We start from the raw sequence: 25,721 nt of genomic DNA on the forward strand, positions 1-25,721 counted from the left end.
AAGATCAGTTATTTATGTATAAACTTATGCAAAAACACTGAAATCACGAAATTGTGACACAAGGGATGGGTCGTCACAGACTCGTGACATCATCCCCCCCAAGTAGCCAGGATGTCGCACCCCAGCGGCCACGCTTGTGTGACTCCAAGGGTTCCGTTACCTCCGGGGCCATGTCCGCTGACTCCGTCCTTCCGGCCCCTCGGGCCCGTCTCACGCAGCGCCCGGGCTTCTGGGCGGGTGTCGCCGTGGCCGCGCTTGGCGTCACCGCCACCATGGGGGCCATGCTGATCCGCGGCCAGAGCGGTGAGCCCCTGCCCCAGCTGGGCGCGCTGCCGGACTTCACCTTCACCCGGCATGACGGCCAGCCCTTCGGGAGCACACAGCTCCGGGGCAAGCCCTTCGTGGCCAACTTCATCTTCACGCGCTGTCCCACCATCTGCCCGGCCTTCACGCGGAAGATGGTGGGCGTGCAGGACGCCACCGCGTCCCATGGCGCCGGGCTCCAGTTGGTGTCGTTCTCCGTGGATCCGAAGTACGACACCCCGGAGCGGCTCACCGAGTATGGCGAGCGCCACGGCGCGGACTTCTCCCGCTGGAGCTTCCTCACCGGCGACTACGAGCAGTTGAAGGAGACCATCGTCCAGGGCTTCAAGGTCAGCATGGGCCGAGAGCCCGGCGCGCCCGAGGACGACCTGCTCTCCATCTTCCACGGGACGCACTTCGTGCTCGTGGACGACGCCGGGCAGATTCGCGGCTACTACGACAGCGCGGACAGCGACTCCACCGAGCGCCTCATCCGCGACACCCGGCGCCTGGCCCAGACAGGGCACTGAGCGCCGCCGCGCGGGGGCCGCGTCGCCCGCAAAGCCGAAGGGCCGGCCCCGCAGCTTCGCGGGAGACCGGCCCTGGGGCTTGCTACCAGTTCGCGCCAGAGGCGCGGATCATCACTCCACGAAGCGGGCGTGGTTCTGCGCGATGATGTTCTGGAAGTTCTGCAGACCCAGCGGGTTCTCCGCGAAGGCGCCGACCTTGTCCGCCGCGCCCTTGACCGCCTGCGCGATGTTGGTGATGTCCTGCACCTTGGGGGCGATCTTGGACAGGAAGCCCAGGCTGCCCAGCGTGCCCTCACCCAGGAAGGACGCGGCGCCCTGCTTCACCAGGTTCTCCGCCGTGGGGCCCAGGAACTTGCCGACCAGGGGCAGCTTGCCGACCTTGTCACCGATGAACTTGGCGATGGGGTCCACCAGCGAGCTCAGGGGCTTCTGGAGGAACTCCATGGCCTTGCCGCCGATGTTCGCAATGCCACCGGCAATCTTGCTGACCGTGCTGGCGACCTTGCTGATGACGTTCGTAACGGACTTGAGTGCGCCCATGATCGTACCCCTTGGATTCTAGATGCCTGGAAGGCGGAGATTTGTGCCGGAAGGAAAACTCGAGAGGATTCTCGGTGCGTGTGGGGAATTGTTTCCTCTCACCTTTTTCGTCGAATTTTCCCCACCGGACTCCGCCCGTGGTCCCAGGGATTACGGACGGTTACCGCCGCTGCTGCCCTTCTTGAGCTGATCCATCAGTTCCTGGCGGGCGGCTGGATCTTGCGGACCGGTGGGGGCGGCGCCGCCCACGGGAGGCGAGGTGAGGGACGGCTTGCCGGCGGTGGAGGCCTTGTCCTGGGTGAACTTGGAGGCCTCGAAGTCCGGGGGGGAGCCGGGCAGCTCGCCCTTCATGCCCTTGATGAGGATGTTGGCGGCCTCCTCGGAGGAGAGGGGGTTGAAGCCGTTGCGGCGCAGCTCCTCGTCGGAGATGACGGCGACCTCGGCCTCCTTGTCCTTGTCCTGGGCGTACTTGAGGACCAGCTCCACGTAGTCCTCGAGCTTCATGCTCACGGCCTCGGCGATCTTCTTCGTCTCCGGATCCTTGAGCAGCTCCGCGCGAACGACCTCGATGGGTCGCTTCAGGCCGCGCTTCGGCTTTCCGGTGTTTTCCTGGGACATGCTCTTGCTCCGAGAAGGAATTGGGACAGTGCGCCGGACTCTAGCCCAGTTTCCCCGCTTCACACATTCCCGCCCACCTTGGAATGGCCGGAGCCAGCGTGCGGGAGAGGGAGGGGGACGGCTTCACGCCCGTGTGCCCGTGACTACCTTTGGCGGCAGCGAAGGACAGTCACGGAGACGAGGCGCGCCATGGCGATTTCCAAGCGGGGGCTGGTGGACAGGGTGAAGGAGGTGGCCGTCCAGGCAGGCACGCGCGGCGCGCGGGTCCTCCTGGGCACCGCGGTGGTGACTGCGCGGGGAGTGGCCAACCTCCAGTCCAAGATTCGGGGCACCCCGGCCCGCGGCCGCGTGAAGACGGCGGCGGCAACGGGGACGCGGCGCACGGCCAAGGCGGCCCGCGGCGTCATCGAGAGTGGCAAGCCCACGAAGGCCCCCGCGCGCCGCAAATCACCGTCCACCAAGACGGCCTCCGCGGCAGGAGCGAACAATCAGGTGGGCCGCAAGTCCGTGCCCGGACAGGCCGCCGCCGCCAGGCGCGGCACCGCGAAGACGCCGCGCCCCGCCACCAGGGCGAAGCGCGGGCAGAAGCACCGGCACTGAGGCGCGGCTTCAGCGGGCGGCGTTCCTGGACACGGCCTTCGCTCGAGCGCCGCCGCTCACCTTCTTCTGCTTGGGAGCGATGCGCGTCACCGTACCCGGACGCCGGGCAATGGCCGCTTCGCGGGCCGCTTCCTCGGCGGCGCGGGCCGCGGCGGCCTTCAGCGCGAGCTGTTCGGCCTGCTGCGCCCAGCGGCTCTTCAACACGTCCCGCAGCCCGTCCTTCTGCAAGTCCACCTGGGCCTTGTGCAGACGGTAGTGCAGGTCCTCGCGCAGCGTGCCGCGCGCCAGCGCCGCGTCCGCCGAGCCGGAGACGCCCAGCACCAGCTTTGGCCGCTCCTCTTGCGTCCGCAGGCACTGCAGCAGGACGAACTGCGCGTCCCGCCCCAGCTTCGCCACGTCAGGGATGAACACCACCCCGTTGGGCTGCCGGAGCGCTTGCGGCAGCTCGGCCGCCTGCCGCACCTCCACCAGCTCCACGTTGAAGTTGCGCGCGGCTTCCTGCGCCCAGCAGCGCCGCTCCTCTTCCGTACCTCCATGGAGGAGCAGCGAGGAACGGTTACAGACGAGCTCCACTTCACGATAACCCTGCGGTGTCACCGGCGGCCCCCCTGCGTCTGGAAATGCGTGATTTCTAGATTCTAATGCAGACGTGCCCTACCGGGCACGTCGGAGCCGCCACCACCTGACAGTCCTTTCATGTGATGACAGGTATCCCCCGTCTGAAACACCCGCCTCAGGCGGAGGGCACCACCATGACGGGCCGGCGGCAACGCGTCACCAGCTCATGGGCCACCTCGCCCTCCAGGGCGTCCCGCAGGCGCGAGGGCTCCAGGGACGTCCCCACGCACACCAGGTCCACCCCTTCGCGCTCCGTGGCCTGGCAGATGGCCAGCGTCACGTCCTCGCCCGTCACACCCTCCACGCTCCAGCGCACCGTCTGGGCGGTTTCGTCGCGCGGCACCAACTCCCACAGCCGCTGGAGCACCTGGTCCCTGTCCCTGGCGGGCTCGGGCAGCACGCCGTAGTGGTCCGCGAAGCCGCGGTCCTCCAGCTTGCGGCGGTGGACGTGCAGCAGGTGTACCCGGCCCCCGGGCCCCACCAGCGTGCGCGCATGGGAGATGGCCTTGGTGCAGGCCTCGGAGAAGTCCACGGGCACCAGCACGCTTCGCGGCGGGCGGTCCGCGCGCCGGGCCTGCACCATGGGGGGCACACACACCACGGACTGCGCCGCGTGCCGCAGCACCCCCGCGGACACCGAGCCATGCCACAGCCGCTTCACCCCGCTGCGCTGGTGCGTGCCCACCACCATCAGGTCCGCGCCGCGCGTGTGCGCCACGTGCATCAGGTGGTCCGCCGGACGGCCGAAGCCGGGCTCCAGCACCACCTCCACGCGGCCCTCGCCCACCAGGTCCCCCACCTGCTCGCGCACCTCGCGTTGCAGCACGCGCTCCACGATGGGGTCCAGCGCCTCCATGCCCTGCAGCGCCGGCTCCAGCAGCTCCACGTGCACGGGGCTGTGGATGCCCAGCCGTTCCCGTTCGTCCATGGGCGAGCACACGTAGGTGGCCAGCACGTCACACGGCCCCACCCGGCGCAGCTCGCGCAAGAAGGACACTGCGGCGCCCGTGGTGGAGGAGCCGGGGTCCACGCCCACCAGCACCAACAGCCGCCTGCGGCCCCGCGCCCAGTCGGTCAGCGCGGTGTCGCTGCGCACGGCCAGCACCGGCGCGCAGCCGTAACGGGACAGGCGTTCGGGCACCGTGGCCCGCCGCCACGCCGGGGTGCGCCAGCCGGACGCGGCCACCACAATCCAGCGCGCGTGCCGGCACTCCTCGTCACTGAGCACTTCGTCCGCGGAGGTGCCCGCCTGCAGCCGGTAGTGCACCACCCTCGCGAGCGTTTCGAGCCGCGCGGCCTCCGCCTCCAACCGCTGCTGGGTGAGGACCAGCGCGCCGGTGCCGTCGTCGAGGAATGCGTCGCCCTCCGCGACGCCCAGGAGCAGCAGCGACTCTTGCAGCCGCCCCGCCACGGCCGCCGCCACGTGGGCAGCCGCGAGGGACTCAGGGGACAGGTTGGTGACGCACACGATGGCCATGGCTGCCCTCCAGGTTCGGGAAGACCCTTCCCCGTGAAGGAAACAGTGGCCATGGCGACGCCAGGAAGCGGGCACCCGCCCTACGCTGGCTCGCTCCAGGGCCCGGCGCACACCGCCCCCGCGGGCTCGCGGGGCCTGGGCACGCCCCAGCGCCTGCCCGCCCGCACGTCACGTCCGCTCGGGCTCAACCTTGGGCACGGCGTGCCCGTCGTGGTTGGTGTGGTCCTGCTCCTCGCCCGAGCCACCCCGGTCTCCGCTCTTGCCGAAGGTGGACAGGAACACTTCCTCGCCGTTGCTCGTGTAGCGGTACGGCCGGCCCCACGGGTCCAACGGCACGGAGGGCAGGTACGCGGGCACCAGCAGCTCCTCCACGTCCGCGTCTTCCGGCAGGGTGCCCTTGTCCGCGCGGTAGCGGCCCAGGGCCTCCTCCAGCAGGGCGAGGTCCTGGTGGATGCGGTCGGCGTGCACGGCCTTGGAGCCGCTCAGCGCGCCCACCAGGACGGCGACCACCAACCCGAGTCCGAAGACGAGCCCCACGAACAACACGGGGGAGCGGCGGGACGGAGGGGGCTCGTCAGACGAGGCGTTCATGACCCCTTCCTATAGCCGCTTTCCGGTCGCGAGGCGCGCGTGGACTTCACCCCTTACAAGGCGCGGAACAGTGGAACGGGCTGCTGCTTGCCCTTCAGCCGCACGGGAGGCAAGTCCTCGAAGGCCGTCTCGTTGGCGTCCACCAGCTCGCGGGTGCGCTCCCCCACCAGGATTTCCCCCGGGCCCGCCAGCGCGCACAGCCGCGCGGCCACGTTCACCGCGTCCCCGATGCAGGTGTACTCGGCGCGCACCGTGCTGCCAATGTTGCCCGCCACCACCACACCCGAGTTGATGCCGATGCCCAGCTCCAGCACCAGCGGCTGGCCCTCACGCCCGCCCGCCGCCCACTCCGCCTCCGCCTCGATGCGCAGGTCCGTCAGCGCATCCATCATCATCTTCGCGGACTGGAGCGCACGCAGCGCGTCATCCGGACGGGCCACCGGCGCGCCGAAGACGGCCATCAGCCCGTCGCCCAGGAACTTGTCCAGCGTGCCGCCGCAGGTGAGCACCGCGTCCGACATCCGCCCGAGCACCTGGTTGAGCACCCCCACCACCTGCTCTGGAGGCAGGCTCTCCGCCAGGCCGGTGAAGTTGCGGATGTCCGCGAACAGCAACGTCACCTCGCGCTTCTCGCCGGTGAGCACCACCGCGTCCGCGCTCTTGAGGATTTCCTCCACCACCGCGTCGGACGTGTAACGCGCGAACAGCTTGCGCATGCGCTCCGTTTCGCCGGTGCGGCGCACCACGCTTTCGATGCGCGCGGCCAGTTCGTCCATGGACGCGGACTTGTTGACGTAGTCATCCGCGCCAGCGCGCAGGCCGCGCACGCGCTCGGCCTCCACGTCGTTGGCGGTGAGGATGATGGCGGGCACCGCGTGGCTGGGGCCTTCCTTCAGGCGGCGACACAGCTCCACGCCGTCCAGGCCGGGCATCTCCAAATCGCTGAGGACGATGACGGGCTGGAGACGGCCCATGCTCTCCAGGGCCTCGAACGGGTCCTGGAAGCAGAGGACTTCGTAGCCCAGCGCCACCAGGCCCTCCTGCACGAAGGCGCAGGCCAGCGGGCTGTCGTCCACCACCACCACGCGGCGACGGCCGTCAGAGGAGGGGCGCGGCAGGTCCTGCCGCCCGGCGATGCGGTTCTGCAGCCCCAGCGCCTCGTAGATTTGCTTGTAGGTGCAGTGGCCCAGCTCCACCAGGATTTCGCCCAGCTTGCGGCCGTCGCGGCGCTGGCGCGCGAGCGCCTCGTCGAGCTGCGCCAGCGTCACGTACTTGAGCCCCACCAGCAGCTCGCCCAGCGCGGGCTGAAGGGGGCTCTTGTCCTGGTGCAGCCCGAGCGCCTCTCCCAGCGCGTCCTGAATCTGCTCTCGCGTGACGTAGCCCAGGGAGATGAGGGCTTCCCCCACGCGCTGCCCGGTGAGGGCCTGGAGGGCGAGCGCCTCCTGCACCTGACCGGGCGAGACAATCCCCAGCTTGAGCAGCAAATCACCGAACAGGGGGCTGGAAGCACTCATGGTGGGTGAGTGTACATCACACCCCCCACCCACGGGGAGTCCGGGACTTACGGCCGTCCGCGCGGCGCCACCACCCGGAGGTCCAGACGGCGGTTGGCCTCGCGTCCCTGGGCAGTCTCATTCGACTCGACGGGCTTGTCCGGGCCGAATCCCCACGCCTCCAGCCGGTCTGGCGGGACACCCCGCTCCACCAGGTAGTCCCGCACCGCCTCCGCGCGCGCCAGCGTCACCTCCCGCTGCACGTCCGGGTCCCCGCGGTTGTCCGTGTGGCCCTCGATGGCGATGACACCCAGCCGCGGGTGCACCAGCAGGACGTCTGCCACGTTGTCGAGCGCCGGCTGGACCCGCGGCTGGAGAGCGGCGGTGCCGGGCGCGAAGGTGATGCGCTCCAACAGCTCCAGCCGGTCCGGGCGGATGACGACGCGCTGCTTGCGCGCCGCCGGGCAACCCTGGTTGTCCACCGCGCCCCGCTCTCGCGGGCAATTGTCCCGGTGGTCCGCCACGCCGTCGCCGTCCACGTCCCGCTCCGGGCAGCCGCGCAGCGAGGGCAGTCCCTCCTCGTCGGGGCAGGCGTCCTCTTCATCCGGTACGCCATCCCCGTCCGCGTCACGGATGGGGCACCCCTCGCGCGAGGCGGGTCCGGGCTCGTCCGGGCACTTGTCCGCCGCGCCCTCCACCCCGTCGCGGTCCGGGTCGTCGACGGGACAGCCCTGCCGCTCCAGCAGGCCGAACACCCGCGGGCAGGCGTCCTTCGCGTCCTCCACGCCGTCCTCGTCCGAGTCGCGGATGGGGCAGCCCTCCCGCGACGCGGGCCCGGCGTGACGCGGACACTTGTCCAACGCGTCCTCCACGCCGTCGCCGTCCGTGTCCTTCGCGGGGCAGCCCTGGAGCCGCGCGAGCCCGCGCACGGTGGGGCAGGCATCCTCCCCATTGAGGACGCCGTCGCCATCCGCGTCCAGGCCCGGGTCGAGCGGGGGCGCGTGCCGGCAGCCCGGGGCGGCCACGGCCAGCACGGCGGCGGCGAGCAAGGCCAGTCGGTGGAGTGCGCGCGTCTTCATCATCCGCGGAACCAGAGCGCAGCGAGTGCGAGCTGTCCAGGCGCTCAAGCCGGCAAGGGCAGCTCCACGGTGAAGGTGGAGCCCTTGCCCGGCTCGCTCGTCAGGCGGATGCTGCCGCCGTGGGCCTCGACGATGCGCTTGGTAATCCACAAGCCCAGGCCCAGGCCCTTGAAGTGCTGCACCGACGCGGAGCGCTCGAACTGCTCGAAGATGCGCTCCTGCTCCTCCGGCGACACGCCGATGCCCTCGTCGCGCACGGACAGCCGCGCCACCGGGCCCACCGCCTCCACCTCCACCGTCACCGGCCGGCCCGCGCCGTACTTCGCCGCGTTGGTGAGCAGGTTCACCAGCACCTGCTCCAGCCGCAGCCGGTCCCAGTGCCCCGACACCGGCCTGTCCAGCAGCAGCCGCACCTCGTTGCCCGCCAGCGCCAGCTCCTCGGACATGCGGCCCACCAGCTCGCGCGTCAGCGCCGCCAGGTCCACCTCTTCACGCTTCAGCCCCAGCCGCCCCGAGCTGAGGCGCGAGACATCCAGCAGGTCATCGATGAGCAGCCCCAGCCGCTGGCCCGCCTTCGCCGCCCGCTCCGCGCGCTCCGCCAGCCCGTCCACGGCCATCGCCTCGCGGGCCATGCGCGCCAGCAGGTGAATCTGGAGTTGGAGCGCGTTCAGCGGCGACTTCAGCTCGTGCCCCGCCACCGACAGCAGCTCGTCCCGCGCCTTCACCGCCTGCGTGGCCGCGCCGTATCGCCGCGCGTCTTCAATGGCCAGCGCCGCGCGCGCCGCCAGGCTCTCCAGTAGCGCGCGCTCCTCCACCGAATACTCGCGGCCCTGCGCCTCGCGCATCACCCCCAGGGTGCCCAGCACCCGGCCGCGCACGCCCAGCGGGACGACGATGACGCTGTGGGGCCCATAGTGCCGGAGGAAGGGCATGCCCTCCGGCACGCGCTCATCGCGCAGGTCCTCGGCCTGAAGGCGCGGGACGAAGAGCGGCTGCCCCGTCGCCGCCACCCGGCCCGACAGCCCTTCTCCCACCCGCCCCGGACAGCGCCGCATGGATGCGTCCAGCACCGCGCGGGCCTCCGCGTTGGGATGGTGCACCGTCACCAGCTCCAAGCGCGTCGTGTCCTCGGAGAGCAGTTGGAGCACGCACGCGTCTCCGAGCGCCTCCGACACCTTGCGCACCAGCACCTCCAGCACCATGGACAGGTCCAACCCCGCCTCCGCGATGAGGTGGCTGACCTGCACCAGGACGTGGAGCCGCGCCGCCCCGCGCCGGCTCTCCTCCTCCGCCGCGCGCGCCTTGCGGAACAGGTCCGCGTTGTCGATGGCCAGCGCCGCGCGCCCCGCCAGCTCCTCGGCCAGGGACAGGTCCGGGATGTCGAAGGGCGCGGACGTCTCGCTCCGCATGAAGGTGAGCACCCCCAGCGTGCGCTGCCGCGCCACCAGCGGCGTCAGGATGAGCGAGCCCACGCCCAGCTCGCGCGCGGCCGCGTACAGCCGTGCCGCCGCCGTACGGGTGTCCCCGGGCTCCGCGGTGGGGCGCGCCATCATCCACGGGCGCCCCGAGGCGAGCACCTCCGCCAGCAACGTAGGGCTGCCTTCCTGCGGAGCGAAGCGCAGGAGCTCCAACCCGCGCGGCGCCGATTGTGGATTCTCATAGAGCACGGCCAGCCGCCGCACCACGCCGTCCTCGTACGAATCCACCGCGCAGCCATCCGCGAAGTGCCCCAGCGCCAGCCGCGCCACGCCCGCCACCGTCTCCTCCCAGTCCAGCGACGCCGACACGAGCGCGCTCGCGTCCGCCAGGAGCCGCAGGCGCTGTCCGGCCGCCTCCGCCTGAAGCCGCGCGGTGCGCTCCCGCGCGTACAGCCGCGCGCGCTCCAGCGCCTGGCCACACGCATGCCCCAGACCGGTGATGGACGCCCGCTCCAGCACCGAGAAGCGCCGCGCCTCCGAGAAGCCGAGGCACAACGTGCCAAAGGCATGCCCTTCCACCTGCAAGGGCAGCAGCACCAGCGCGGGCAGTGCCCCCAGCGAGGGCACCACGTCCCGCACCGCGGCGGGCGTCTCCAGCCACACCGGCGCCCCGAGCACGGGCACCACATCTCGCGCCGCGGCGGACGTCTCCAGCCACACCGGCGCCCCGAGCACGAGCACCACGTCTCGCGCCGCGGCGGGCGTCTCCAGCCGCACGGGTGCCCCCGCGCCGTGCCCCGGCACACCACCGATTCGCCAGGGCGGCACCCGGAGCGCCTCCCGCTGCGCGTTGGACACCCCCAGCGCGGCCTTCAACGCCAGCGTCCCGTCCGGCTCCACCAGGTGCACCAGGCCCACGTCGGCGCCCACCGCGGGAAGCCCCTGCTCCAGCACCACGCGCGCCACCTCGTCCGAGGACAGCGCGCCGCCCAAGGCCTCCGTCACCGCCTGGAAGCGGCGCAGCCGCAGCACCTCCGACTCCTCCACCTCCGCTCGCGCGGACAGCACGGACTGGCGCAGCGTCTCCGCCATGCGCTCGCGCTCCAGCGCCAGCGCCGCCAGCTTCACCGAGAGGCCGAAGCGCCGCAGGTCCTCCTCCCGTGGCTGCCACGCCTCGCGGAAGAGCACGCCCAGCACACCGGCGGCGCCCATGCCGGAGGCGAAGAAGAGCGGCTGGGACAGCAAGGCCGTGGCCCCCAGGCGCCGCAGGGCGTCCGGCTCGGAGGCCAGCAGCGCGTCTCGCGACACGTCCTCCACCACCCGGGGCAGCCGAGGCTCACCCGGCGCGGGCGCCTGGGCCAGCAGTTGCTGAGCCCAGATGGCGGCCGCCTCCGCATCCACACCGTGCGTGGTGAGCGTGCTCAAGTCGCCCGTCCCGCCCCACCAGCACAGGAAGGCACCCGAAGCCCCCAGCGTGGCGGACGCCTGGCAAAGCAATTCCTCCAGCACCGCCACCACCGGCGGTGCTGCGGACAGCCGCTCCAGGGCCCGCGACATGCGGTCCACCGCGGCTCCCACGTTTTTTCCGGGCACATTCATGCCCCACTCCCCCCGGCACGGACGCATGGCTCCCTGCCTCGAAGCCTCATTCTCCCATGCCGGACGAAGCGTGGAAACCGCACAGCGCGTTGCCCTGAAGTACGGGATTCCCCTCGGGTGCCTCAGTGCTCGAAGACGCGGAAGAAGGCGAAGAAGATTTCCAGCACGATGAGCAGGACGATGACGGCCTCCAACGTGTGGGAGCGGTCGATGTCCACGTCGCCCTTGAGCAGGCCATACGTCTGGGCCAGCAACTGCTGCTTGCGGGTGACGGCGGCCTGCCACGGCGGGATGCGCATGCGGCGCACGGCGCTCTCGTAGACCTTGGCCAGGTAGAAGTCGCCGATGATTTTGAGACTGTTCTCCACGCGCTCGATGAACTCGTTGAGGTCCACCAGCGTGGAGAGCGTCTGCCGGGCCAGGCTGCGGTAGGGGCTGCGGAACAACGTGGCCCACCCATGCCGCGCGGCCTGCACCTTCTCGTGGATGCGGGTGATGTGCGCGTCCAACCGCTCGTCGTAGTAGCGGAACTCCAACAACTGCGCGTTGGCGATTTCCAACAGGTCGGGGATGTCTCGCGAGCCGGACGGCTCGTAGACGAAGGCGCTGTTCCAGTCGATGACGACCAGGTCCTGGATGGTGTAGCTGAAGCGCGACTGGAGCACGGATTCGCTCTCACGCGGAGACAGCGGCACCGTGCCGCTTTCGCCCAGGAGCAGCCGGGCCAGGTCCGCGCGCGTCACCAGCTCATCCGCGGTGGGATTGCCCCGGATGTGCTCGGCGAAGATGACGGTGTAGCTCTCGTTCTGCTCCCACAGGTGCGGCGCCTGCGCGGCGGGGGCGATGGTGCGGCGCACACCTTCCACCAATTCCAACGCCAGGTCCTCCAACGCCTGGCTGTCATAGAGTTCGTCCGCCATGCGCGTGAGCGCTTTCAACGAGGTGCCCGGAACGACAGGCACCTGGAGGATGATGGACACGGCGCCATGGTCGAACAGGCGCGCGGTGACATCCACCATGACGGGCCCGTCCCGCAGTGCCAGGGGCCGGCGTCCCAGCTCATAGGCCAGCGGCGGGTTGGGCAGTTGGATGTACTGACTGTTCTCCCGTGACAGCTTGAGCCGGCGCGAGTCCTCCGTGAGCACCCGGCGCGCGCGCTCCAGGTCCAGCTCCTCCGCGATGTCGAAGGTGCGGTAGCAGAGGACGTACGCCTTATCGAAGAGCAGCGGTTCGGCAGCGTCCATGGTGCGTGAAGCCTAACCCGCGCCCATGACAATCCGTGGCCGGCCACCCTGGCATGCCAGACAGTCGTCATTCCCTCCGCGGAGCCGTACCGGAATGGACGGCCCCGCGAGGCGCTGGACTGTCTTCAGTCGAGCGAACGTTCAGGGCCGGTGGCGCGGAGGAGGCGGCGTCAGCTCCGTGCGCACGTCCCACAGCTCCGGGAAGAAGCGCAGGTCCAACGCCTTGCGCAGGAAGCCCACACCCGAGGAGCCGCCCGTGCCTTGCTTGAAGCCGATGATGCGCATCACCGTCATCATGTGGCGGTAGCGCCAGAGCTGGAAACGCTCCTCGGTGTCCACCAGCTTCTCGCACATCTCATACGCATCCCAGTGCGCCTCGGCGTCCTGGTAGATGCGCCGGAACACCTCCACCACCTCCGGGCTCTTCTCGTAGGGCTTGCGCCAGTCACGCTGCACGTGGCTCTGCGGCACCGGATGCCCCATGCGCGACAGGTGGCGCAGGAACTCGTCATACAGGCTGGGGGATTCGAACAGCCGCTCCAGCTCGCCATGGATGGCGGGGACGTGGCGGAAGGGCATCAACGCCTGCGCGTCCTTGTTGCCCAGCAGGAACTCCACCGCACGGTACTGGAAGCTCTGGAAGCCAGAGGAGCTGCCCAGCGTGTCGCGGAACTCCAGGTACTCGTTCGGCGTGAGCGTCTCCAACACGCTCCACTGTTCGAAGAGCATCCGTTGGATGTGCGCCACGCGCGCGAAAATCTTGAACGACGGCTCCAGCCGGTCCGCCTGCACGTAACGGATGCAGGCGCCCAGCTCGTGGATGAGCAGCTTCATCCACAGCTCGCTCGTCTGGTGCTGGATGATGAACAACAGCTCGTCGTGGTGAGGCGGTTGCGAGCGCGTCACCTGCGCCGACAAGAGCCGGTCGAGCTGCAGATAATCACCGTACGTGGTCCTTCCGGCCAGGTCGGTGATGATTCCAGGCTCCAAATCGCGTTTGTTCATGGGCCCGGGCATTCATGCTCGTGCAAGCCCCCACGGGCAAGTCTCTCCCGCATGGGCGGACCCCGATTCCTCTCCCAGCAACAGAGCGGAACGACGGGGGCGCGGTCACTCTCTGCCCGGGCCGGGGCAGCGTGCCGCTGGCTAGCCTGCGTGCCCAGCCTGAGCGGCAGCCGCCAACGCCTTGGACGCGGCGCGTCCACGCGGCAGCTTGATGTCGTCCACGCTGTCCGGATCGGCGTAGTCCTTCCAGTCGCTCGGGCGACGGTTGGTCTTCTCCAGCATGCGGAGCTTCTGGTAGTGGGCCGCGCAGTAGCCCTTGGTGCGGCTGGGCTTGCCGCAGCCGATGATGGCGCACGCGCGCGAGCCGTCAGCACCCGCCGCCGCCGGCTTGCGGCCACGACGCTTGCCACCCACGGCCGCGGGAGCCGCCGTCACGGCGCTGCGAGCCGCGGGAGGGCGACCCGGGCCACGACGGCCGGCCTTGGCGGCCGCGGGAATCTGGGCGCCGAACAGGGGCCCGACGACCTCGGCCAGCGGGGCCAGGCGCTCGGCCACGTTGCGGAGCGCGTCCAAGTCCGCCGTGCCCTCCTCCAGCCGCGCGACCACGTCACGCAGCGGCTTGAGCTGGACCTCGATTTCATTGCGGATCATGTCGCGAAACGCTTTATCCACGGACATTCGTTGAATCCTCACCTGGGGAACGACAAGAGTAATGCAGTACTAGGGGGGGCTGATGCTCGATGCTTGTGATGCTGCCCATACCCTTACCTTCCAAAAATGGTTTTGTCTAAAGGAAGAGATAAAAGTTGTGACTGAGCAACGGACCATTCGCCCCGTTGTCGCAGGTCTCACCTGTTTCCCGGCGGCAACAGTGGCCTAGCCGTCCCAATACAGGGACTCCAGCAGGGGGGCCTCCCCCGCCACCTGGGACACCTGGGGGCGTGACAGCAGCTCGTCCCAAGTGGCCGATAAATCACGACGCAGGTCGCCCAACGACAGGGAATCCAGGGCAGTCATGAGCTGGGGCAGTCGTGCATTCTCCTCTTCTTGGAAATGAGCCACCGCCAGATCTTCCAGTGTCAACAGACGCGCCTGCCACTCGGGATGGCCCGAGGGCAGCTCTTCCAGCTCAGCCATCAGCTCACGCATCGTGAGATGGTCTTCCGTCTGCTCACGACAAGACTCGCGGCCCTCCACCCCTGCCATCACCGGGTAGAGGCAGCGCTCCTCCAGTCGTGAGTGAAGCCTCAGCAATGCCAGCAGCTCCGCCGTCAATCCCCTCAGCTCATCGGGTTCCACACCCGATGCCAGACGCTCGAGACGCTCTTCCAGTTCCCGATGCTGGTCGATGAGGATGTCGAACGGGCTGCCCATGCCGGAACATTCGGCATGCACCAGGAAGCAGACAACCTGAGTATGCCTGCGAGCTGACATTACTCAAACTCCTACGAACCCCCACTGTCAGGGCCGCCGCCGTCTCAGGGGCGCCCGGCTGCCCGGCGGCCAGGAGGAGGGCGCCGCCTGCTGGGGACGCCACGCATCCCCATGTTTTTCCATCATGGATGCCCCGCTCGCCAGCCTGCGCCGGGCCGTATTCCGACTCGCCGAGCAGGGCGCGGCGCTGTCGGCCCTGTACCACCGGGCGCGGCTGCTGGGCTGTGAGCACCAGCCATTGAAAGGCCCGATGCTGCTGGCGGGGAACCACGGCGTCTGGGGTTACGAGACACCTGCCTTCTTTCATCTGATCCACCAGGGCACCGGCCGCCATCCATTGCGCCTGACGGAACGGGGGTTCTTCCGCATCCCGTTGATCCACACGGTGTTGCCATGGCTGGGCGGCGTGGAGGGGACTCGGGCGAACGCCATGACGGCGCTTCGGGCGGGCTCACGGGTTGTCTGCCATCCGGGGAGCGCGTGGGAGACCTTCCAGCGCGAGCCCCGGCGCTTGTCCCCGGTGGAGCTGCTGCGCCGGCTGCGGGACATCCTGGCCACGGACCTGATGCCCCGGCTCCATGAACTCCAGGTGCCCACGCTCGTCATCCAGGGCGGCCGGGACTTTGCTGGTGCCGCCCCGCGCCGCCCGCGACGTGGCCCGGCACATCCCCGGAGCCCGGCTGGCGCGCATCCGGGGCGCCAGCCACCTGCCCTACATGCGCCACCCCGATGCCTTCAACACGCTGGCCGGGGACTTCCTCCGGCAGCCCCCGGACTGAGCCGCCACCCACACCATGAGCACCGACGCCACCCACCTGCCCCGTTCCGCCCTGCTGTTCCTGGCCCGCCGCCCTGGACTGGAGGACGCCGCCATGCGCCTGCGCCCCTTCCGGCGGCTGGCCTCACGCTTCATCGCCGGAGAGACGCTGGAGGAGGCCGTGGACGCCGTGAAGGCGCTGTCCGCGCGCGGGCTCATGGCGTCGTTCGACCACCTGAACGAGGCCGTCCAGACGCCCGAGGAGACGCGGGAGGAGGTGCGCCAGTACCAGCGGCTGCTGGCCCGCATCGACGCGGTGGGCGTGCGGGCCAACGTGTCGCTGAAGCTCACCCAGTGCGGGCTGTTGTTCGATGAAGCCCTGGCCCTGGAGAACGCGCGCACGGTGGTGGCCGAGGCCGCGGCCCGCGACTCCTTCGTGCGCATCGACATGGAGGACAGCTCGATGACGCAGGTGACGCTGGACATCGTGCGACGGCTGCGCGCGGAGTTCGGCGAGCCCCATGTCGGCGCCGTGTTGCAAAGCGCCTTGCGGCGCACGGAGCAGGACGCGAAGGAACTGTGCGCACAGCGCATCCGCATCCGCCTCTGCAAGGGTGCCTATCTGGAGAAGCCCGACGTGGCCTTCCCAGACAAGCAGGACGTGGATGCCAGCTTCGTTCGCACCATGCGGGTGCTGCTGGACAGCGGCGTGTATCACGGCATCGCCACGCACGATGAACGGATGATTGAAGCGACACTGGACCACGCGGCGAAGCGCGGACTGCCGCGCGGCGCCTTCGAGTTCCAGATGCTGTACGGCATCCGCAGGGACTTGCAGGAGCGACTCGTGAGGGAGGGTCACCCGGTGCGCATCTACGTGCCGTACGGACGGCACTGGTACCCGTACTTCATGCGCCGGCTGGCCGAGCGCCCCGCCAATCTGGCCTTCCTTCTGCGCAACCTGGTACGTGGGTAGGAAGCAGTACGCGCCTCCCCGCCTGGCGTGCGGGGCCGCCGCGAGGCCCGCATGCGGGTGAAACATGCGGATGAAACACCAGACCGCGCACCCCCTGTGGCCCCCCGCGCGGAGGACCAACGCCAATCGAGAACGGCCGGCCCGCATGGACAGTCATGTCCGGGCAACCCCATACCCGGAGCGAATCGCGCGCCGCGGCATTCCCTGCTCATGCCCCATGTCTTGTCGCATGGCGTCGATGCGTCGCGAGCGGGCGGCTGCCCCCTCCTCCGCCATCCGCGGGGCCCGTGGACGGCCCGCCGCCCCGGGTGCTCCTGGAGGGACACGCCGCGGGAGGCGTCCCTAGCTTTCCCGCATGGCGCTGCCCATCGAAGCCCATGCCCTCATTGGAGACACGCACAGCGCCGCGCTGGTGGCGAATGACGGCACCATCGACTGGCTGTGCTGGCCGCGCTTCGACTCGGACGCGTGCTTCGCGGCGCTGCTGGGTGAGCCGCGGCATGGCTTCTGGCGCATCGCCCCCACCGTGCCCGTGCGGCGCGTCCACCGCCGCTACGTGCGCGACACGCTGGTACTGGAGACGGAGTTCCACACCGACGCCGGCACCGTGCGCCTGTGCGATTTCATGCCGCTGCGCGAGGACACGCCGCATTTGATTCGCATCGTGGAGGCCCGCACCGGACAGGTGCCGCTCCACCTGGAGTTCGCCCCCTGCTTCGGCTATGGCGACCGCACGCCCTGGGCCCGCCTGATTCCGGGAGGCGTCAGCACCAAGGCCGGCCCGGACGCGCTCTACCTGTCCACGGAGCTGCCGCTGCGTTTGGAGCACAGCCATGTGCTCGCGGACTTCGCCGTGCCGGAAGGCCAGCGCCTGGCCTTCGTCCTGTCCTGGCATCCTTCGCACCTGCCTCCGCCCCGGCAGCCGCCGGACCCCTTCCTCACGCGCGCGGACACGGAGCGGTGGTGGCGCGCCTGGGCGCTCCGCTGCATCCATGAGAGCCCCTGGCGCGCGCAGGTGCTGCGCTCGCTCATCACCCTCAAGGCGCTCACCTACTCCCCTACCGGCGGCGTGGTCGCCGCGCCCACCACGTCCCTGCCCGAGCGGATGGGCGGCGTGCGCAACTGGGACTACCGCTACTGCTGGCTGCGGGATGCCACGCTGACGCTGCTGACCCTGCTGGACGCCGGCTACACCCAGGAAGCCCAAGCCTGGCGGGACTGGCTGCTGCGCGCGGTGGCCGGAGAGCCCGACGAGCTCCAAATCCTCTACGGCGTAGCCGGAGAGCGCCGCGTCACCGAGCTGGAGCTGCCGTGGCTGCCGGGCTTCGCGGGCTCGCGTCCGGTGCGCATCGGCAACGCCGCCGTGGGTCAGCTCCAGTTGGACGTCTTCGGCGAGATTGCCGACTGCCTCTACCACGCGCTCCGTCATGGCGTCTGTTCGGACGCCGAGGCCTGGGACGTGAGCGTGCACCTGCTGCGCTTCGTGGAGCGCAACTGGGACCAGCCCGACGAGGGCATCTGGGAGGTGCGCGGCGGGCGACAGCAGTTCACCCACTCCAAGGTCATGGCCTGGGTGGCCATGGACCGGATGGTGAAGACCGCGAACCTGCGCGGCATGCGCGGCGCGCAGGTGGAGCACTGGAAGGCGCTGCGGGCGCAGATGCACGCGGACATCTGCGCGCGGGGCTACGACGCGCGCCGCAACACCTTCACCCAGGCCTTTGGCAGCCAGTCCCTGGACGCCAGCCTGCTGTTGATTCCCATGGTGGGCTTCCTCCCACCCGACGACGTCCGCGTGCGCGGCACCGTGGAGGCCGTCCGCCGCGAGCTGTGCCAGGACGGGCTGGTGCGCCGCTACCACACGCACGAGACGCGGGACGGCCTCCCTCCGGGCGAAGGCGTCTTCCTGGCGTGCAGCTTCTGGCTGGCGGACGCGCTGGCGCTGATGGGCCGCGAGGGCGAGGCGCGCGAGCTGTTCGAGCGCCTGCTGGGCCTGTGCAACGACGTGGGCCTGCTGTCCGAGGAATACGACCCGGTGGCCCACAAGATGGTGGGCAATTTCCCGCAGGCCTTCAGCCACCTCGCGCTGGTGGGTACCGCGCTGAACCTGTCGCGAGAGGGCGGCCCCGTTCAACAGCGGAGCCACTGACGGCGGCGGCGGCCCGGGCCCTTGGCTGGAAATGAAGCGGGCCCCGGCACGCGGTGGGAGTAGCGTCCCACCTCGTCCGAGGCCCCTGATGCACCACACGCACGTCCACGTCCTCGAAGGACGCGGCGGGGCGGAGGCTAGAAGTAGCCGCCGATGGTGGAGGCGACGCTGAAGTTCACCTCCACGTCATCGCCCAGGCCGAAGGCCAGGCGCGGGCCACCGCCCACGAAGAAGTGCGGCGTCACGTGGAAGAGGAAGGGCGCGTAGCCTTCCAGGATGACAGTGACGTTGGCGGGGAGCGCCGAGTTGGCGAAGGGCAGGATGTCGTCGCCGATGTACAGCGACACCTGGCCCTTGGGCCACACGGAGACGCGGTCGGAGAGCGGGATGTTGTAACCGACGCGCGCGTTCAGGCCGAAGGCGGCAATCGTGTCACCGCTGCCGAAGAGCGCGCGGACCTGGAGGCCGCTGCCGACGGACAGGTTCTTCTTGAGGAAGTAGTCCGCGCCGGGCTCCAGGAAGATGTAGCCGATGCCGCTGCCCTGCGTGGAGTAACCCAGGCTCGCGGAGGCATCCGTGCTGATGACGAACTGCCCCTCCGAACCAAAGCTCCCCGACGACTCCTGAGCGCCGGCGCTCACCGACACCATGACGCCCGCCACTGCGGCCAGGTTCTTCCAGTTGTTTGCCTTCATGAGACGTCCCTCCGTTGCGTAGGCCCGGTGCACATGTCCGGGCGCTCGGCGCCCACTTCTAGCCAATGGGCGCGGTGGAACATCATTTATTTCGTCATGGTTGTGAACAGTCGCGTCGAAGTCATGCGTGGATCAGCCGCGTGACAGAGGGGCTCACCACGATTCGTCCAGCAGATGTGTACGGACCAGCACTGGCAATGGCCCATTCTCGCGAGGCGAGAAACCGCGGCACGTACTGCGGCCTACCACATCCACGACACGCAGCAGGTCACGAGTCCCAGGACAGCGTGTACTCGCTGTCCAGCAGGGACGTCTGTCCGCCGCGCACCTGGATGTCCTGGGCACCCACGGCCAGCAGCGCGCCTTCGAGCATGCCCTCGTTGTAGGCCACGGGGGTGAAGATGCGGCGCATGTGGATGCGGCCCGAGCGCGGGCCCGTCCACGCCACCTGCAGCTCTCCGAAGTTGATGGCCATGCGGTAGGCCTCGGGGAGCATCTCCACGAGGCGCTTGGGCTCGCCGCCCACCTGCTGCCGGACCTCTGCGCCGAACATGGAGTTGATGAAGGCCAGCGTGCCCTGGACGCCGAGCTGCCGCATCGCCTCCTCGACGCCGCCGAGCTGCGGTGCCAGCAGCCGGGCCGCGGAGAAGAACACGCGCATGAAGGGCGGGACGGGGTAGAACTCGGTGGTGTCCAGGTCGGCGGGGTAGTCACCGCCCTGCTGGATGGGAGCCACCGCCTGTTCACCGCCGAGGAAGCGCACGGTGTCGAGGACGGCCGCGAAGTGCATGCCGCGAATGCCCTCGGACGCTTCCACGAGCGCGAGCCGCGAGCTCAGCTCGCGCTCCACATCCTCTGGCGTGTCCCACTTGCCGCGCTCCATGCTGACCTCCCGTCGGAGAACGCGCGGGATGCTGGCACAGCTTGGCCGCCCGCGCGAACTCCGGGCGGCCTCGGTGCGGAGCGTCCCACCCGTCACGTCCGGTGCGCGACGTGGCTCAGGGCACGGGCTCGACGGCCGGCTCGGCCGCTTCGCGACGCAGGCGCGCTTCGAAGACGAAGGTGCCGAAGGGAAGCAGCGACGCGAAGACGCCGCCCACCACGCGCACGAAGGACCAGCGGTAGGTGATGGCCGCCTCCATGAGCGCGAAGAGGTAGAGCACGAAGAGCAGGCCGTGAACCCAGCCGGTGAACTTCACGGCCTGCGGCATGCCCGCGGCGTACTTCAAGGGCATGGCGATGAAGAAGAGCGCGATGACGGACAGGCCCTCCGCGAGGGCCACTGCACGGAAACGTCCAAGAGGGGTCTTCAGCATGAGGTTCTCCCCCGCCTGTTTCCCACTCCCGGCCGCCGTGGTCCATGAGTCATGGTGACGCAGGGGGTGCTGCCTGGTTGCTTGCTTAGGCTCGAGTCTTGGCGAGCCGGCCGTCAGTGCGCGGGCAGCGCTTGGAAGGTGATGCCATCCAGGTCCAGCCGGCGCACTGCCTCCATGAAGCGCTCCGTGCCGACAATCATCGTGGAGAAGTTCCCGACCCGGAACAGGTCCAGGCCCGTGGGGAGGGAGGCCGCGTCGAGAATGGGCGCATCCGGCCGCGTCAGGCCAAAGCGGCCACAGGTCACGCACGGTGGCGGCTCATCGGGCGGGATGCAGTCCGGATGCAGCCTGCCGTGGGGCTCAATCTGTAGCTCCAGCAGTTCTGGCGGGTCTTTCTGCCGGAAACGAAGCTGCGTCGGGCAGGCCTGGAGTCCTTGTACGCCCTCCGAATGCAACCGCGACAGGGCTTCGCGCTGCACGAGCAGCTTCTGCCCCCATACCCAGGCAATGGGACCGAATACGCCCGTGGCACGTCCGACCAAGGGACCGAAGCCCGTACCGGGCGGCAGTTCGGCACCAGGAGGAACCAGAGGCCGGACCAGCTCACGGAGACGCGCGAATTCAGGGAAGGGCTCGGGCCTGGGACGCGCGAACTCGTTGCGCTCCGGCAGTTGAGCCAGGTCGACGCACGGATACTCGTGTCCCGTATGGGCCCATGTCTCGCCGCAAGTGCCGCAGCTCACGCCGGGGAGCGACAGCTTGTGCCACGCGTTGATCTCCCCTCCGTACTTTGCCGCCGCGGCCTTGTCCTCGTGCATCCAGAAGAAACGGCTCATCCGTCCTCACACTCCCGGGCGCGAATAGTAGGGCTGAATCGGACCGCCCATGAGTTGGAAGCGATGTATGAGTTCCCCCGCGAACCTGTAGATGTCCGTGGGACTGGCGCCCGGCTTTGCCGCCTTGAAGTCGCGCCAGGCTTGGTTCCACGCGCCACCGCGTCCGTCTCCACCGTGAATGCGCCGATGGACGTCACGCGGAATCGGCATGGTGTAGTCGTGGATCTTGACGCCTCGAATTCCGAACCACATCGAGAGGTCTTCTGCCTGGGGAAAGATGTGATGCTTTTCCCAGCGCCCGGGCGTGAGCTGGCGTGACGGAGGGATGATCCGCTCGGGCGCGCCATTCCAGTTGGGGAAGACCATGACTGCCCCTCGAGGAAGGTGGTGCCCACCTCCCCAATGCCTCCGAGGCCCTCTGCCAGGCGCGGCGGCAGCAGCAGGCGGACGCGCAGGAGGAAAGCGCGCCAGCGACACCGCACCGGGCATGTCCTCACAGAGGTAGAAGCCACATGCGTCCCCCTGGCACAGGAGTGCGACGCACCTGTCTTCATCGGGCGAGCGACACTCCTTCTCCGCATCAGCCCCTCCGCTTTGGAGAGGTGCATTCGAGGCGGTGGCGCAACCGCCCCAGAACAAGGCAAGCACCAGAAGCCATACGCGCAGGGCGGGTCTCACGGCCTGTCAGTATACCCCTGGGCGTTCCCAATCCCTTTCTTGAGCGCCTTCCTCGGGAGACACGCTCCCCTCACCCCCGCCACGACGGCAGCGCCACACCGTAGCGCGCCAGGTCCTCGGGGGTGTTCACGTTCGCCAGGGACCGGAGTGACGGATCCACCGCGTGCAGCACGGCCTCGGACAACAGCCGCGTTCGCACTCCGGACAACAGCTCCCGCATCGACGGATCCGTCGCCAGCGTCGTCTCCCACGCCGGTGCCAACGCCGACCGGTACGCTGCGAGCAACGGCTCCAACCTGCCCCGCGCCTCGAAGCACACCGCGTCCACGCCGTCGTCCCGCGCGCCCAGCAACACCCGCAGGACCTCCGTCGTGATGAACGGCATGTCGCACGCTACCGCCACCACCCAGGGCGTGCGCGCGGCCACCAGCGCCGCATGGACACCGCCAGGCGCTCCCTTGCCCGGCACCACGTCCGCCACCGTGCGCAACCCGAAGCGCGCATAGGGCCCGGGCACGTTCGCCACCAGCAAGACGTCCTCGAAGCACGGGGCCAGCGCCAGGAGCCGCTCCAGCACCGTGCGCCCCTCCACTTCCAACAGCCCCTTGGGCACGCCAGACAGGCGCCGGCCCTGCCCTCCCGCGAGGATGGCCAGCGTCACCTCCGGGAAATCGGTGCGGATCCGCTCCATGCTCATGCCCCGTTCGCGCGCCTGCCGCGGCCACTTTATCTGTCCGCCCACGCACGCCCCCAGACGAAGCGTCCCCTCCCCCCGTGGACACAGCGGGCGCTCCACGACATAGGCTGCGGCGCTTCCATGCCCCTCACGTCCCTCGACACCGCCCGGCAGGCCGCGCTCGACGCCATCGCCCCGGCGGCGCCTGAGCGCGTGCCGCTCCTCGATGCCCAGGGCCGGTTCCTCGCCGCTCCCGTCACGGCTTCCCGCTCGCTGCCCGGCTGTGACAACTCCGCCATGGACGGCTGGGCCGTGCACGCCGAGGAGACGCAGGGCGCCTCCCGCGATCGGCCCGCGCGCCTGCGCGTCACCAGCACCATCTTCGCCGGCGCCCTCCCCTCCACGCCCCTCCGGCCCGGAGAAGCCGCGCGCGTCTTCACCGGCGCGCCCCTGCCCCCCGGCGCCGACGCCGTCGTCCGACAGGAGGCCACTCGCGCCGCCGAGGACGGCACCCGCGTGGACGTCTTCATCACCGTGCCGCCCGGCAACGACATCCGCCGCACCGGAGAGGAAGTCCTCACCGGCACACCCCTCTTCGACGCGGGCCAGCGCGTGGGCGCCGCGGTGCTCGGCGTGCTCGCGTCCATGGGCGCCACGGACGTCTGGGTGCGCCCCGCGCCGCGCGTCGCCGTGCTCGCCACCGGCGATGAGCTCGTCCCTCCTGGCACTCCGGCCCTGCCCCACCAGGTGTACGAGAGCAACCTCGTCCTCGTGGCCGCGCTCGCCCGCGAGGCCGGCGCGGATGTCCGCCAGCTCGCCCGCGCCCGCGATGACGAGAGCGCCCTGCGCGATGCGCTCTCGCGACTGGCCCCGCAGGTGGATATCCTCATCACCACCGGAGGCGCCTCCGTGGGTGACAAGGACCTGGTGAAACGCGTGCTCGCCGCGCTCGGCGCCCGCTTCTTCGTGGACGGCGTCGCGCTCAAGCCCGGCAAGCCCGTGGCCGTGGCCCGGCTGGGTGACACCTCCGTCGTCGTGCTGCCCGGCAATCCCGGCGCGGCCACCGTGGCGTTCGACCAGTTCGCGCGCCCGCTCCTTCTAAAACACCAAGGTGTGTTGGAGACGCGCCGCCGCGTCCGCGCCCACCTCTCCGAAGCACGCCGCAAGCAGGCGGGCCTCACCTACCTCATCACCACCACCCTGGAAGCCCGGGACGGCCTCGCGCCGCGCGCCGTGCTCCGTCCCCAGGGCGCCGGGCAGATCCTCCAGAACGTCCACGGCGAGGGCTGGGCCCTCCTCCCACCGGGCCGCGCGGACTTCGCCGAAGACGACCTCGTCGACGTCGAGCTCTTCGACCGGCCCACCTTCACCCCCGTGGGCGCATTGGCATGAGCCGCGTGCCCGCGCTCAGCGTGGTGGGCTGGTCCGGCGCCGGCAAGACGACGCTGCTCACCCGGCTCGTTCCCGAGCTCGCCGCGCGAGGCCTGCGCGTGGCCGTGGTGAAGCACTCCTCCGACGCCCATCCGCTGCACCGGCCCGGCAGCGACACCGCTCGCTACCAGGACGCGGGCGCCGTGCTCACCGGCTTCACCACGCCCGCGGGCGTCCAGCTCACGACGGCCACCGCCCTCTCGGACGCGCTTCCCTCGCTGCTCGAGCGCTCCGCGGGCGCCGTGGAGCTGGTGCTCGTCGAAGGCTGGAAGGACGGCCCCCTCCCCAAGCTGGAGGTATGGCGGGAGGGTCTGGGCCCGCCGCTGGCGCCCTCGCGCCCGGAGGTCCTCGCGGTGCTCTCCTCCGAGCCCGCACTCCCCACGGACTTCCCACCCGGCCTGCGCGTGCTGCACCCCGACGACGTGCGCGCCGTGGCGGACCTCATCCTGGCCCACCTGCGCCCGAGCCGCCCCGCGCCCCTGCCCCCCGTGGATGCCCGCGGCGTCACGCGCCGCTTCGTCCAGCGGTGGAACGGCGCCACGCTACTCCCGGCCCAGGAGGACGACATCGCGGTGGAGGAGCCTCTGGAGATTCGCGTCAGCGGAGACTCGGTGGCCACCACCATGCGCACGCCAGGACATGACCGCGAGTTGGCCACCGGCTTCCTCTTCGCCGAGGGCATCCTCCAGAGCGTGGACGACCTGGGCGGGCTGGCACACTGCGGACGGCCAGGCGAGGAGGGCTTCGGCAACGTCATCGAAGTCACCCCCGCCCCCGGCGCCTTCCTCGACGTGGAGCGCGTGAGCACCGCCCGCCGGGGCACCCTCACCACCTCCGCCTGCGGCGTGTGCGGCCGGCGCAGCGTGGATGACCTGCTCGCCGTGTGCCCGGCCCTGCCGCCCGGCCCGGTGCTCCACCCCGACGCCGTGGCCCGCGCCACCGAGCGCCTGCGCGACGTGCAGCGCAACTTCGCCCGCACTGGAGGCGTCCACGCCGCCGCCGTGCTCGACGCCAACGGCCACCTCCTGGCCGCCCATGAGGACGTGGGCCGCCACAACGCCGTGGACAAGGTGGTAGGGACGCTGGTGCTGGCCGGCACCGTGCGGGGCCCCCGGGCTCCCCGCCTCCCGTTGACGCGTCAGCCCGTGGTGCTCGCCGTCAGTGGACGCGTCAGCTTTGAGATCATCCAGAAAGCCGCCATGGCCCGGATTCCCATCGTCGCGGGCGTCTCCGCCGCCAGCTCCCTCGCAGTGGACCTGGCCCTGCGTTCTGGCATGACGCTGGCCGCGTTCGTCCGGAACGAGCGCTTCAACGTCTACACCGGGCTCGAACGCCTTGTCGCAGGTGTAACCTCTTGAAACTCCTGGCACCCTTCCAGGGATGACCCGGCGCCTCGCATCATTCGTGCCTTCGCGTCAGAGCGGCACCGTAAATGCAAAGAAACCGTGACGAAGGAAACGCGGGGAGCCGCGGTGAATCACGATGTGTTGGTGACGCTCGGTGAACTCGAACCTGGGTAGGGCGGTCACAAGATTTCACATGCGGTCACGTCTTAGTGACGCGGCAGGGGTTGCACCTCGCCGCGATATCGGGCAAAACTGGTTTCCTTCCGACTTGAACATTTTTAGCCTCAACGGCGACCTCTGCTTCGACTGCAC

25 protein-coding genes and 1 pseudogene are annotated in these 25,721 nt (G+C 69.9%); 8 read left to right on the top strand and 18 right to left on the bottom strand.

Translation table 11 applies throughout. From position 1 onward, the window contains the following. The first annotated feature begins 170 nt into the window (after positions 1 to 170). The gene (locus tag FMQ63_RS12325) at positions 171 to 833 is read left to right on the top strand and encodes an SCO family protein (protein WP_225888377.1); all 663 of its coding nucleotides are present in this window, start codon (positions 171 to 173) and stop codon (positions 831 to 833) included. Between the two features lie 111 nt (positions 834 to 944). On the opposite strand, the gene FMQ63_RS12330 is transcribed toward FMQ63_RS12325, so the two are convergent. Further along, positions 945 to 1,373 (bottom strand): hypothetical protein, encoded by a 429-nt coding sequence (locus tag FMQ63_RS12330; protein WP_011557301.1) that lies wholly within the window; start codon positions 1,371 to 1,373, stop codon positions 945 to 947. A 150-nt stretch (positions 1,374 to 1,523) separates the two neighbouring features. After that, positions 1,524 to 1,991, bottom strand: a complete 468-nt coding sequence (locus FMQ63_RS12335; RefSeq protein WP_026114269.1) for a hypothetical protein — start codon at positions 1,989 to 1,991, stop codon at positions 1,524 to 1,526. Between the two features lie 189 nt (positions 1,992 to 2,180). Here FMQ63_RS12335 and FMQ63_RS12340 point away from each other — a divergent pair, with 189 nt between their 5' ends. Further along, positions 2,181 to 2,591 carry a hypothetical protein gene (locus tag FMQ63_RS12340; RefSeq protein ID WP_225909657.1) on the top strand — a complete coding sequence of 137 codons (411 nt, stop codon included), beginning with the start codon at positions 2,181 to 2,183 and terminating at the stop codon, positions 2,589 to 2,591. Between the two features lie 9 nt (positions 2,592 to 2,600). Here FMQ63_RS12340 and FMQ63_RS12345 read toward each other — a convergent pair whose 3' ends face one another. From FMQ63_RS12345 to FMQ63_RS12390, 10 genes are all read right to left on the bottom strand, one after another. Then, a complete protein-coding gene (locus FMQ63_RS12345; RefSeq protein ID WP_011557305.1) occupies positions 2,601 to 3,188 on the bottom strand; it encodes a Fis family transcriptional regulator in 588 nt (195 codons plus the stop codon). A gap of 136 nt (positions 3,189 to 3,324) precedes the next feature. Beyond that, positions 3,325 to 4,686 (bottom strand): universal stress protein, encoded by a 1,362-nt coding sequence (locus FMQ63_RS12350; protein WP_011557306.1) that lies wholly within the window; start codon positions 4,684 to 4,686, stop codon positions 3,325 to 3,327. Positions 4,687 to 4,854: 168 nt separating this feature from the next. After that, positions 4,855 to 5,277, bottom strand: a complete 423-nt coding sequence (locus FMQ63_RS12355) for a type II secretion system protein GspG (protein ID WP_011557307.1) — start codon at positions 5,275 to 5,277, stop codon at positions 4,855 to 4,857. Between the two features lie 53 nt (positions 5,278 to 5,330). After that, positions 5,331 to 6,791 (bottom strand): adenylate/guanylate cyclase domain-containing protein, encoded by a 1,461-nt coding sequence (locus FMQ63_RS12360; protein ID WP_026114268.1) that lies wholly within the window; start codon positions 6,789 to 6,791, stop codon positions 5,331 to 5,333. Positions 6,792 to 6,838: 47 nt separating this feature from the next. Beyond that, entirely contained in the window at positions 6,839 to 7,852 is a 1,014-nt protein-coding gene (locus FMQ63_RS12365; protein WP_225909658.1) for an OmpA family protein, read from the bottom strand. A gap of 41 nt (positions 7,853 to 7,893) precedes the next feature. Continuing rightward, complete coding sequence (locus tag FMQ63_RS12370; protein ID WP_225909659.1) at positions 7,894 to 10,866, bottom strand: GAF domain-containing protein; 2,973 nt, start codon at positions 10,864 to 10,866, stop codon at positions 7,894 to 7,896. A gap of 122 nt (positions 10,867 to 10,988) precedes the next feature. Beyond that, positions 10,989 to 12,110 (bottom strand): hypothetical protein, encoded by a 1,122-nt coding sequence (locus FMQ63_RS12375; RefSeq protein WP_011557311.1) that lies wholly within the window; start codon positions 12,108 to 12,110, stop codon positions 10,989 to 10,991. Positions 12,111 to 12,251: 141 nt separating this feature from the next. After that, positions 12,252 to 13,127: a tryptophan 2,3-dioxygenase gene (locus tag FMQ63_RS12380; protein ID WP_011557312.1), complete on the bottom strand. Its 876-nt coding sequence runs from the start codon at positions 13,125 to 13,127 to the stop codon at positions 12,252 to 12,254. A gap of 129 nt (positions 13,128 to 13,256) precedes the next feature. Continuing rightward, the gene (locus tag FMQ63_RS12385) at positions 13,257 to 13,793 is read right to left on the bottom strand and encodes a Vegetative protein (protein ID WP_026114266.1); all 537 of its coding nucleotides are present in this window, start codon (positions 13,791 to 13,793) and stop codon (positions 13,257 to 13,259) included. A gap of 198 nt (positions 13,794 to 13,991) precedes the next feature. After that, entirely contained in the window at positions 13,992 to 14,549 is a 558-nt protein-coding gene (locus FMQ63_RS12390) for a hemerythrin domain-containing protein (protein WP_011557314.1), read from the bottom strand. Positions 14,550 to 14,673: 124 nt separating this feature from the next. Between FMQ63_RS12390 and FMQ63_RS37880 the strand changes: the two are divergent. From FMQ63_RS37880 to FMQ63_RS12400, 4 genes and pseudogenes are all read left to right on the top strand, one after another. Then, positions 14,674 to 15,048 (top strand): annotated as a pseudogene (locus FMQ63_RS37880) (acyltransferase); the annotation flags it as partial. Between the two features lie 130 nt (positions 15,049 to 15,178). Further along, entirely contained in the window at positions 15,179 to 15,328 is a 150-nt protein-coding gene (locus tag FMQ63_RS37385) for a hypothetical protein (RefSeq protein WP_171452274.1), read from the top strand. 15 nt (positions 15,329 to 15,343) lie between these two features. Beyond that, the gene (locus FMQ63_RS12395; RefSeq protein WP_011557316.1) at positions 15,344 to 16,282 is read left to right on the top strand and encodes a proline dehydrogenase family protein; all 939 of its coding nucleotides are present in this window, start codon (positions 15,344 to 15,346) and stop codon (positions 16,280 to 16,282) included. A 355-nt stretch (positions 16,283 to 16,637) separates the two neighbouring features. After that, positions 16,638 to 18,431, top strand: coding sequence for a glycoside hydrolase family 15 protein (locus FMQ63_RS12400; protein ID WP_011557317.1), 1,794 nt, complete (start codon positions 16,638 to 16,640; stop codon positions 18,429 to 18,431). A gap of 137 nt (positions 18,432 to 18,568) precedes the next feature. Here FMQ63_RS12400 and FMQ63_RS12405 read toward each other — a convergent pair whose 3' ends face one another. The 6 genes from FMQ63_RS12405 to FMQ63_RS12430 all read right to left on the bottom strand — a co-directional run bounded on the left by FMQ63_RS12405 (position 18,569) and on the right by FMQ63_RS12430 (position 22,653). Beyond that, entirely contained in the window at positions 18,569 to 19,126 is a 558-nt protein-coding gene (locus FMQ63_RS12405; RefSeq protein WP_171452275.1) for a hypothetical protein, read from the bottom strand. 268 nt (positions 19,127 to 19,394) lie between these two features. Beyond that, positions 19,395 to 20,009 (bottom strand): DUF2378 family protein, encoded by a 615-nt coding sequence (locus FMQ63_RS12410; protein WP_216608964.1) that lies wholly within the window; start codon positions 20,007 to 20,009, stop codon positions 19,395 to 19,397. Positions 20,010 to 20,124: 115 nt separating this feature from the next. Then, positions 20,125 to 20,442 (bottom strand): DUF3817 domain-containing protein, encoded by a 318-nt coding sequence (locus FMQ63_RS12415; RefSeq protein WP_011557320.1) that lies wholly within the window; start codon positions 20,440 to 20,442, stop codon positions 20,125 to 20,127. Positions 20,443 to 20,555: 113 nt separating this feature from the next. Continuing rightward, positions 20,556 to 21,278: a double-CXXCG motif protein gene (locus FMQ63_RS12420; RefSeq protein WP_011557321.1), complete on the bottom strand. Its 723-nt coding sequence runs from the start codon at positions 21,276 to 21,278 to the stop codon at positions 20,556 to 20,558. A gap of 6 nt (positions 21,279 to 21,284) precedes the next feature. Then, complete coding sequence (locus tag FMQ63_RS12425) at positions 21,285 to 21,956, bottom strand: TIGR02269 family lipoprotein (RefSeq protein ID WP_011557322.1); 672 nt, start codon at positions 21,954 to 21,956, stop codon at positions 21,285 to 21,287. Between the two features lie 70 nt (positions 21,957 to 22,026). Beyond that, positions 22,027 to 22,653, bottom strand: a complete 627-nt coding sequence (locus FMQ63_RS12430) for a molybdenum cofactor guanylyltransferase (RefSeq protein ID WP_011557323.1) — start codon at positions 22,651 to 22,653, stop codon at positions 22,027 to 22,029. Positions 22,654 to 22,773: 120 nt separating this feature from the next. Here FMQ63_RS12430 and glp point away from each other — a divergent pair, with 120 nt between their 5' ends. Next, complete coding sequence (gene glp / locus FMQ63_RS12435; RefSeq protein WP_011557324.1) at positions 22,774 to 24,024, top strand: gephyrin-like molybdotransferase Glp; 1,251 nt, start codon at positions 22,774 to 22,776, stop codon at positions 24,022 to 24,024. Then, positions 24,021 to 25,421, top strand: a complete 1,401-nt coding sequence (gene fdhD, locus FMQ63_RS12440; protein WP_011557325.1) for a formate dehydrogenase accessory sulfurtransferase FdhD — start codon at positions 24,021 to 24,023, stop codon at positions 25,419 to 25,421. Before glp ends, fdhD begins: the two co-directional genes overlap by 4 nt. The last annotated feature ends 300 nt before the right edge of the window (positions 25,422 to 25,721 follow it).

Source organism: Myxococcus sp. CA005, assembly GCF_006518205.1.
GTDB classification, from domain to species: domain Bacteria; phylum Myxococcota; class Myxococcia; order Myxococcales; family Myxococcaceae; genus Myxococcus; species Myxococcus xanthus.

Excerpts from the sequence above, each read along its gene's own strand:
- FMQ63_RS12355 (WP_011557307.1), bottom strand. The coding sequence starts at position 5,277 with ATGAACGCCTCGTCTGACGAGCCCCCTCCGTCCCGCCGCTCCCCCGTG.
- FMQ63_RS12410 (WP_216608964.1), bottom strand. The coding sequence starts at position 20,009 with ATGGAGCGCGGCAAGTGGGACACGCCAGAGGATGTGGAGCGCGAGCTG.
- FMQ63_RS12360 (WP_026114268.1), bottom strand. The coding sequence starts at position 6,791 with ATGAGTGCTTCCAGCCCCCTGTTCGGTGATTTGCTGCTCAAGCTGGGG.
- FMQ63_RS12395 (WP_011557316.1), top strand. The coding sequence starts at position 15,344 with ATGAGCACCGACGCCACCCACCTGCCCCGTTCCGCCCTGCTGTTCCTG.
- FMQ63_RS12375 (WP_011557311.1), bottom strand. The coding sequence starts at position 12,110 with ATGGACGCTGCCGAACCGCTGCTCTTCGATAAGGCGTACGTCCTCTGC.
- FMQ63_RS12340 (WP_225909657.1), top strand. The coding sequence starts at position 2,181 with ATGGCGATTTCCAAGCGGGGGCTGGTGGACAGGGTGAAGGAGGTGGCC.
- FMQ63_RS12380 (WP_011557312.1), bottom strand. The coding sequence starts at position 13,127 with ATGCCCGGGCCCATGAACAAACGCGATTTGGAGCCTGGAATCATCACC.
- FMQ63_RS12350 (WP_011557306.1), bottom strand. The coding sequence starts at position 4,686 with ATGGCCATCGTGTGCGTCACCAACCTGTCCCCTGAGTCCCTCGCGGCT.
- FMQ63_RS12325 (WP_225888377.1), top strand. The coding sequence starts at position 171 with ATGTCCGCTGACTCCGTCCTTCCGGCCCCTCGGGCCCGTCTCACGCAG.
- FMQ63_RS12385 (WP_026114266.1), bottom strand. The coding sequence starts at position 13,793 with ATGTCCGTGGATAAAGCGTTTCGCGACATGATCCGCAATGAAATCGAG.
- fdhD (WP_011557325.1), top strand. The coding sequence starts at position 24,021 with ATGAGCCGCGTGCCCGCGCTCAGCGTGGTGGGCTGGTCCGGCGCCGGC.
- FMQ63_RS12405 (WP_171452275.1), bottom strand. The coding sequence starts at position 19,126 with ATGAAGGCAAACAACTGGAAGAACCTGGCCGCAGTGGCGGGCGTCATG.
- FMQ63_RS12400 (WP_011557317.1), top strand. The coding sequence starts at position 16,638 with ATGGCGCTGCCCATCGAAGCCCATGCCCTCATTGGAGACACGCACAGC.
- FMQ63_RS12390 (WP_011557314.1), bottom strand. The coding sequence starts at position 14,549 with ATGTCAGCTCGCAGGCATACTCAGGTTGTCTGCTTCCTGGTGCATGCC.
- FMQ63_RS12365 (WP_225909658.1), bottom strand. The coding sequence starts at position 7,852 with ATGATGAAGACGCGCGCACTCCACCGACTGGCCTTGCTCGCCGCCGCC.
- FMQ63_RS12370 (WP_225909659.1), bottom strand. The coding sequence starts at position 10,866 with ATGAATGTGCCCGGAAAAAACGTGGGAGCCGCGGTGGACCGCATGTCG.
- FMQ63_RS12420 (WP_011557321.1), bottom strand. The coding sequence starts at position 21,278 with ATGAGCCGTTTCTTCTGGATGCACGAGGACAAGGCCGCGGCGGCAAAG.
- glp (WP_011557324.1), top strand. The coding sequence starts at position 22,774 with ATGCCCCTCACGTCCCTCGACACCGCCCGGCAGGCCGCGCTCGACGCC.
- FMQ63_RS12335 (WP_026114269.1), bottom strand. The coding sequence starts at position 1,991 with ATGTCCCAGGAAAACACCGGAAAGCCGAAGCGCGGCCTGAAGCGACCC.
- FMQ63_RS12415 (WP_011557320.1), bottom strand. The coding sequence starts at position 20,442 with ATGCTGAAGACCCCTCTTGGACGTTTCCGTGCAGTGGCCCTCGCGGAG.
- FMQ63_RS12330 (WP_011557301.1), bottom strand. The coding sequence starts at position 1,373 with ATGGGCGCACTCAAGTCCGTTACGAACGTCATCAGCAAGGTCGCCAGC.
- FMQ63_RS12430 (WP_011557323.1), bottom strand. The coding sequence starts at position 22,653 with ATGAGCATGGAGCGGATCCGCACCGATTTCCCGGAGGTGACGCTGGCC.